5 protein-coding genes and 1 pseudogene are annotated in these 7,714 nt (G+C 62.6%); 2 read left to right on the top strand and 4 right to left on the bottom strand.

Features of this window, described 5'->3' with window-relative positions; all coding sequences use genetic code 11:
* A pseudogene (locus tag ACWGO6_RS17060) lies at positions 1–757 on the bottom strand (helix-turn-helix domain-containing protein); the annotation flags it as partial.
* 1,053 nt (positions 758–1,810) lie between these two features.
* Between ACWGO6_RS17060 and ACWGO6_RS17055 the strand changes: the two are divergent.
* Positions 1,811–2,485 (top strand): helix-turn-helix domain-containing protein, encoded by a 675-nt coding sequence (locus ACWGO6_RS17055; protein ID WP_452327395.1) that lies wholly within the window; start codon positions 1,811–1,813, stop codon positions 2,483–2,485.
* Here ACWGO6_RS17055 and ACWGO6_RS17050 read toward each other — a convergent pair.
* From ACWGO6_RS17050 to ACWGO6_RS17040, 3 genes are all read right to left on the bottom strand, one after another.
* Positions 2,478–3,455 carry an alpha/beta hydrolase family protein gene (locus ACWGO6_RS17050; RefSeq protein ID WP_452327394.1) on the bottom strand — a complete coding sequence of 326 codons (978 nt, stop codon included), beginning with the start codon at positions 3,453–3,455 and terminating at the stop codon, positions 2,478–2,480. The two genes, ACWGO6_RS17055 and ACWGO6_RS17050, sit on opposite strands and share 8 nt — an antisense overlap.
* Before the next feature lie 131 nt (positions 3,456–3,586).
* Complete coding sequence (locus ACWGO6_RS17045; protein WP_452327393.1) at positions 3,587–4,564, bottom strand: hypothetical protein; 978 nt, start codon at positions 4,562–4,564, stop codon at positions 3,587–3,589.
* Positions 4,561–4,950, bottom strand: a complete 390-nt coding sequence (locus tag ACWGO6_RS17040; RefSeq protein WP_452327392.1) for an ImmA/IrrE family metallo-endopeptidase — start codon at positions 4,948–4,950, stop codon at positions 4,561–4,563. The genes ACWGO6_RS17045 and ACWGO6_RS17040 overlap by 4 nt, the downstream gene beginning before the upstream one ends.
* Positions 4,951–5,677: 727 nt before the next feature.
* Between ACWGO6_RS17040 and ACWGO6_RS17035 the strand changes: the two genes are divergently transcribed.
* Positions 5,678–7,690: a hypothetical protein gene (locus tag ACWGO6_RS17035; protein WP_452327391.1), complete on the top strand. Its 2,013-nt coding sequence runs from the start codon at positions 5,678–5,680 to the stop codon at positions 7,688–7,690.
* Positions 7,691–7,714 lie beyond the last annotated feature (24 nt).

Below are 7,714 nucleotides of genomic sequence, written 5' to 3'. Positions count from 1 at the left end.
AGACGTCGACCATCCGTGTGAGCTCGGTGAGATCACGCCCGGTGTCGGCCGGCGCGTACCGGTACAGCAACGCGCGCTCCTGCGCTTTCGCCCACTGCCGCTCGAGGCGGGAGGTCGTGTCTTTCCTCGTGCGAGGAGTCCGGGGGCCACCGGAGGGGTTGTGCTTCGTGCGGTAGTACTCCATGCCGGGGTAGGCCTGTGCAGCGTGGGTGACGTCGCGCAGCGTCCATCCGGCGACCGCGGCCGCCAACAGGCACATGTACCCATTCCGGGACGGGTCAGGGCCACCACCTGGCGCTGCCATGTGCTTCTCGCCCCATGCCGGCAGCGGGCGATGCGTCCGCAGAGACGCCGGCGCCGCGATCGCGGCTGCCTCGTCGACGGCGCTCCACATCGGGGAGGGTGTGTTGGGGTCGACGGCGGGGCGTAGCTGTCGGAACCCCGCGATCACCCGCAACAGGTCAGCGGCGGTGACCGTGGGGGAGAGGAGCAGGGTCGGGTCCCCTTCCATCACGATCGACTGACCTCCGGCCGCGTGAGGTGCCCCCGGGGGGCGAATCGCGCCCTTCGCGGCATTGCGCAGCAGACCGTGGTCAAGGCTCGGCAACACCGCCTTCGCCGCATCCGCGAGCTGCTCCATCACCGACAGCTCCACGCCGTCAAGTGGTACGAAGACATGGAACCCACCCGCCGGCTTCGGGCTCGACTTACACACCACATACGGGACACCCGCGTCCCGCAGCACCCTCACCACCACGCCGAGATCCTCGACCGCCTGCTCAAAGTCCTCCGGCTGCTTCGCATCCAGATCAAACGGGGCCAACCAGAACCGGCCCTCAGCGTCCGCGATGTCAATACACCACGGCGTCGACGGCGGGACAGGTGATGCCACCGGATAGTTCACCGGGTACCGGTTCGAACGGACCACCCCATCCGCCTCCGCCACCATCCGGTGCACGAACGGCCTCCGAGCAAGAGCCCGAGCCAACCACCACGCATCCGCCACAGACAACACCGGAACATCACGATCACCAGACGACGACCCGCGGGCGCCAACAGGAGCATCCGAGGCCCGGGAAAGGACCTCCGCAGCCGGGCTACCAGGCTCCAACCACACCGCCCACCCAGGCGCGCCACCATCGTCAGAAACACCCGTATCGGGCGCGACACGCCGAGAAATCATCGCAGCTGACTGGAAAACCGCATCATCGCGTCGTATGATGACATCACCTCCTCCTCACAGAGTGGGTACACCGAAGCCCCGGTACCACCGGTTCTTCACTTACTCGATCCGACGCGACTGGCATCTCAGCGGATCGAGAGACTTGGGAGAAGCCCGCCGCACACGCGGCGGGCTCTTTCGTTAAGCGGCTGCTGTTCTGCGGCCCTCCTCTGGGATCGGAAGTTCGTTCCCACGGTCACGCGACGGAGTCGGGGCATACTCGAGCATGTCGAGTCGCTCAGCCGCGAGCAGTACTAGATACTCCCCGTACGACAGACCCACACTCTTCGCGTTCTCTCTGAGGATTGCGCCGAAGGGCATAGGGGGTTTTGCCGTGACAGCATCACGGATTCCCTTACTTGGCCGTCCAACCTTGCTCATAGTCCGATCATCCCTGGAAATTCGTTTTATCAAAGGAAATTGGGGGGGTGTGTCGGCATGGATCCCCTCTCCGAAAATCCATGACAAGAGTTCATTTACACCATCGGCGCTAGAGTAGCACCTGATATAAACAGTCGCGGGTGGCGCGCGCGTCCCGTCCAGCTTGTCGGTGCCGCAACAGCTCGACCACTCGACTAGTTTTGAGTCGTGGGTAAACGGGCAAGCGGGGCTGCAGGCGGGCTGAGCCAGAGCGTTGCAGCGGCTGTAGCACAAGCCCGCAAAGAACGCGGGTGGGACAACCAGAGGTTGTACAGCGCGGCCGACATGTCGGAAAGCTATTACTACGTCCGCATGAGGGGCGACCAGCCCTTTAACCTGAACGATCTCGAAAAGCTCGCCAATGCTCTCGGAGTGCACTGGTTTGAGATCTGCCGTCGTGCTGTGATGCTAGGAGGTCTCGACGGTGGGGACATCGCGCCGTCGCTCGACGTTGATCCTGGCGAACTGTCGACGCGCATTCAGCGTGTGATCGCAGGCCTCAGAAGCAACGGAGCCGCATACAGCTGGGGTGATCTGTTGGCGCTGGCCGAGCTGGAAGGCGTCCCTCTGAGCTCTGAGCAGTTCGCTGCTCTTCAGGGCGGCACTGTTTCAAGCGAAGTGTCCGCACGGGTACCCGCACTTCTGGCGAAGTTCTGGGATGTGCCCGTCGAGTACTTCACTGACTTTGACAATGCAGAAGCGAACGAAATGACAGATGCCCTGCTGGAGTTCCGTCAGGCGATGCAGGATACCGGGGCGCTCTCTATTGCCGCTCGCACACTAGGCGATATCACGCCGGCCGCATTGCGAGCGCTCACACGCACCCTGCGTAGCATCAGCTGACGAGCCGTCGCACCCACTCCAGGGCTGCCGCCCGGAAGCCTTCGGGGTCGACGTTGTATTCCCGCGTATGGGGTGCGCGACGCAGCTCGACCAATTCAACCCACGGATCGTTTGCCTGCAGGAATCGCCTCGTCGCCTCCAGCGGTGATGTCATGTCGCCGGCCGAGTGAATCACAAGTGTGGGAACGCCAACCCGAGCCGCGCGAGTCCAGTCGATTGAGGGAAAGTTGATTGGGGCTCGTACACCAGCAAGGCGGCATCCGATGCGTGAGCTCAGCAACAGCACGCATAGCGCGGTGAGGGCGCGTGGCGCGGGAATCCCCATTCGCCGAGCACTGGTAGTCATGATGGCTCGCCAGTCCGTGGCCGGGCCCACAAAGACGTTTCCGATAATCATGCTTCTATGACGGCTGCGTTCCTCAAGAAGTAGCGCGATGCTCGCTCCCATCGACCAGCCCACCATCACAACACGCTCAGCACCGTGGTCAACTGCAAACTCCAGAGCCGCATCCACATCGCGCCATTCGTCCAGCCCCAAGCGGGTTGTGTTGTTCGGAGAGGCCGGAGCGTCTCCGTCACCTCGGTAGGAGACCACCAGATGCGTTGAGGGGATCTCGTGCAGCACGGAAACCGTTCGTAGCGCATTGAGTCGGTTGGCTTGGTAGCCGTGGACATGGATGATCCACAGCCGGCTCTCCCCCCCGCGATCGAATCGCCAGGCAGGCGCCGGTCCGTGTTCCGTAGGAATCTGGACGTCGACATACGCACCTAGCACGCTCGGGCTTGCGATGACATCACCATCAAACGTGACATCGGTCGCGGCGTAGACGTCACCCGTGACTTCCAACAGCTCACGGGTGACTGTGCGATCGGTGACTTCCAGAATCTTGCCTGCGCGCGCATAGCCTCCGGACGATCGCAGGGCATACTCCCCGTCATAGCGGGTTAGCGGCGTCGAAGGCAGAGTCACTCGATCCCGTTGCATCGATAGAACCCGGACTAGTGGAGGCCTTGGCCACCGAACAAGCATCCTGGACGCGTAAGTCCCTAGCCCTACGATTGTGACCGTCAGAATGATCCCGCTGAGGATGAGTCCGACGATCACCGATGCTCCTCGTCAAGAAGTCGGTCAAACTCAACGACTTGAGGAAGAACGTCGCGAACCCAATCTGCGGCCTCTCGCAACTCGACCTCTTCTTCCTTCGTGATGGTCACCATGCCGCGCTGGTACGCGTCACGGACCTTGACCAGGAGCTCAATAAGTTGGTCGATAGGATCCGTGGCCATGTGACTCGCGTCGATGCTGTGCCTCTCGAGGATTTGACGGGGGGTCCGAGCTCGACTTCGCGCGCCGTTCTGTCGAACTCGCCGAGTCGCAGCGAACAGCAGCAGCCCAACCGCCATGAGCACCACGCCGGGGTAGAACAGGACGTCGAACCCCAAGTACATCCACAGAATCGCAGCCCGTCGGAGGTCAAGCGCATGATGGATCACGATTGCCACGGACCAGAGGGTGCTTCCTCCGGCGACGGCGGCTGCTCCGAGCTTCAGCGCCCAGTGTCCTACTGTCCTTCTTCCTCGCAATCGGTGAAGGAGAGTTAGACAAATTCCAATGACCCCGGCCATGTAGAGCACGCCACAGAGCACGGCCGCAAGATCATCGACATGAGCATCAATGAAGAAGAGTTCAGTTGGGGTTCTCTCTGCAATGAAGAAGAACGGGATCGTATACCCAGCAGACCACAGCAGCGGGACGCGGAAGTCTAGCTTGACGGGATCGCGACTCCCAAGGTCGTTATCGCGGTTGCCCGGAAGCAGACGAGCTGCTTCGCCGATAGCCCAGAACGCGAAAGTTGCGCACCAGCATTGGATGAGGAAAATGATGTTCTGGCCGCCGACCCAAGCATCGAGAGTGTCGATCGGGATCAGGGCCCCGCGGGAGAGCAGAGCCGGGATGGCGATGACAGTCGCGAGCCAGGCAGGGAAGGCTTCTGCGTTCTGGAAAGCAGAGTGAGCCCGAACAACCACCGCAACAATCAACACAAGGGTGATCGGCATGTACAGCTGATCCATGGTCATCCGAACACCACCTCATCACGTCGCCACCGCGACTTGAGAAGGTGTCTCCCAACCAACAATGCCAGGGCCTCTGCTTCCAGCTCCTGGAAGCCTTTCCCAAAGTGAGCGTGGCGGTTCCTACGGACGAATTGTCTCCAGTCGTCGTCTTCAGCGTTGGGGCTCCTGTACAGCGCCGAAAGTGCCGAGCATCTGTGCCCAAAGATGAGGTGTCCCACTTCGTGAAACAGGCCCCAGAGCTGGTAGAAGGAGTGGTCGCTCTCACGGACAACGATGACCGATCTATCCGGGAAATTGTAAGTGAACGCTGAGCCGTAGTTGTCGTACGTCTCCTCCCGTTGGACAGCCCTCACCGGCCTCCCCGCGGCGGCGGAAGCGATCTCGACCACATCTGCAACCGTCGTCGCAGAAGCGAGTCCGTGCTTCCGGAAGAGTGCCCGTGCACGAAAGAGGGCCACCGCAAATTGGGGGCCGTTGCGGTCTGGCGAGGGACGACGTTGGGCATGGCTGGCGAACTGCACGATCAATGAGACTCCTGAGACCATGCACGATCACGCCCACAGCTTGAGCCAGAGGAATGCCTGGCTGCTGAGCAACATCGGCACCCTGACCTCACTCCGTAATTGAATAGTCGTCCAGATTCCCCTAGTGTGGTGATGACTGTTGAAATAGACAGTTAGCTGTCGAAGGCTCCTCCTCCGACAGAAACCCCATCGGAATGAGGAATGGATGAAGACCGGCATGAGAATCCGCAAGCCGTCGGAGGCGCGCGGCAGGAGCGCGTTCGGCAGTTCGCCTGGCGCACACATGGGTAAAGGGCTGGCCGTTGGTGTCGGGATGCTGTTGATGCTTCCGTCGCTGACGGCGATGGCTAGCGTCCCGGATTCGCCCTCGGATGAGGCCGGGGATGAGGTGGTTATTCAGCCTCGTTTCGCACCTGGTGGCCCTGGGTACGGGACGACCGACGAGAGCATCGGCATGCAGGGAGGATTCCTGGCTGAGGACGGCTCGATCGTGTACTGCATCGATCCGGGCACGGATAACCCGTGGGGGACGAGTACCGATGGGGGATGGCAAGACGGGGTTACGTCGAACTCGCCTTACGGCGATCGGACGTTGACCGCGAATGACCAGGCTCGTATTGGTCGGATCGTCACCGAGTACGGGCAGACCTGGGACAACCGGGAAGCGTCCGCTGTGAGCTTCGCGGTGAAGGTGGTCGCGAACGCTGAGGCGATGTACCGATCGCACTCCTACACCGGCGACCACAACCTGCGGGACTACGTGAACTGGGTCCTCTACAGCTCCGTAGGCGGTGCGGAGGCTCGCGCTGTTGCCGATCGCGCTCAGGCAATCCTCGATGCGACCGCCGGCACTACCGCGGGCCCGACTATCAGCTCTGGGTCGGTGAATTTCACCGTCAACCCTTCGAACAACTACAACGGCACTGTCTCCGTGACGGTCCCCGGGAACCCCGCGGGTGCCATCGCGACCATCACCCTCACGAATGGTGTGTTCGTGACCACGGGTACGAACACGCTCGCTGGGGCGTCGCTGGGTACCGAGTACGAGGTGAAGGGTGTTGCTCCTGATGATGGGGCGGACTGGAAGATCAGCGGCACGTCGCAGATCAGCTCCGGGTATTCGGGTCAGCTGCATGTGTGGCTGACCGGCGACAAGCAGAAGACTGCTGGTCCCGGTAAGGCTTCGTCGTACACGGCGACCGGTGAGGACCCTGCCCTGCGCTCACCGGACTTCCAGCCGGAAGCGATTTCGAACGCGCCCCGCTTCGTGAAGCCGGGGACGCCCCTGAGCGACACGGCAACGTTCCGGCTCGCCGCGGACGAGAATGGCCGCGTCAACGAGTGGAAGAAGAACTCGAAGGGAGAGTTCGCGCCGACGGAGTGGACGATCGACGCGTACGCGGTTGACAAGGCACCGGAGAAGCCGACCAACAAGGTCCCCGCCGGTGCTGAGTTGATCGCGTCGACGACGTACAACACCGGCACCGCGGGTGCTGCTGCCAAGGGTGTGGCGACGTTCGGAGATGCTGTGATGCCCGCTGATGGGCGCGCCGTTGTCTACGTGTGGAAGTTCGAGGCCGCAGCGCAGCCTGAGCGGCTCCGCTCCGTGTTCCCGGAGGGATACCTGTGGACGGACCTGTTCGGTCTGTACGAGGAGACCACGTTCGGCGTCGACGTCACCACGAAGGCTCAGGTCGGCACGAAGAAGGGTGCGACGAGCCAGGACACGGCGATCGTGACCGGTGTGCTGCCCAATGAGGGTCTCGAGCTCACGTTCGAGAAGTACCTCGTTCCGACGGTCCAGGACGAGTCCGGCAAGTGGGTGCCAAACGCTCCCGCCGGCACCGAGCCTGGGGACCTGTCCTGGGTGTGCACGGCCGACAATCTGATCAGTGACAACCTTGACGACCCGCAGCACATCACGAAGGCGGGGGAGTACAAGTCGCCGGAGTTCGCGGCTGATGAGTATGGCACCGAGCTGTGGGTTGAGCAGCTGCTTTCCGTCCCCGGCGACGACGGAAAGCAGGAAGTCGTTGACCGTGGTGAATGCGGGGAGCCGTCGGAGACGTCGCACGTCATCGATGTGAAGACGCAGGCGCACTCGGACTCGGGCGCGGGGACCTCCAAGCGTGGTGACCAGTTGTGGGACACCGCAGAGATCCGCGGTTCCGTCCCTAAGGGTGCAACGGTCACGTTCCGTGCCTACCAGGTACCTACCGGGTCCGATCTGGTGTGCACGGAGAAGACCCTGGTGTGGACGTCGCAGCCGGTTGCGCTCGAGGAAGGTCTGTACAAGGACGACGCGCAGCTGGTGTCCAGTGGCAAGTTCACCCCGCCGTCGAAGCCCGCAGGGATGACGACGACGTTCGTGGAGACCACGAACACGGAAGACGGTGGCGAACTGTCCAAGGGCGAGTGCGGCGAGCCGTCTGAGACCCTCACCACGCCGGCCGCCGGCAATCTGGCCCAGACCGGTGGGGACCTGAACCCCGCCTGGTTCTTTGCTGGCGGCGCCCTCCTCGCAGGAGGCCTCGCGGCCTACCTGCGCCCGATTCTTCGTCGCCGACGGGCGACGGAGACGGTCGACGCACCCGCCGTCGACTAACCCCACGGGGGTGGGCCTGGTTCT

Source organism: Microbacterium sp. NPDC055665 (genome assembly GCF_053618035.1).
Note: the sequence above shows the minus strand (reverse complement) of the source record. Positions and strands in the feature narration are given on the sequence as shown.

What these genes read in the sequence shown, in the direction of transcription:
- ACWGO6_RS17045 (WP_452327393.1), bottom strand. Translation starts at nt 4,564, where the DNA reads ATGACCATGGATCAGCTGTACATGCCGATCACCCTTGTGTTGATTGTT.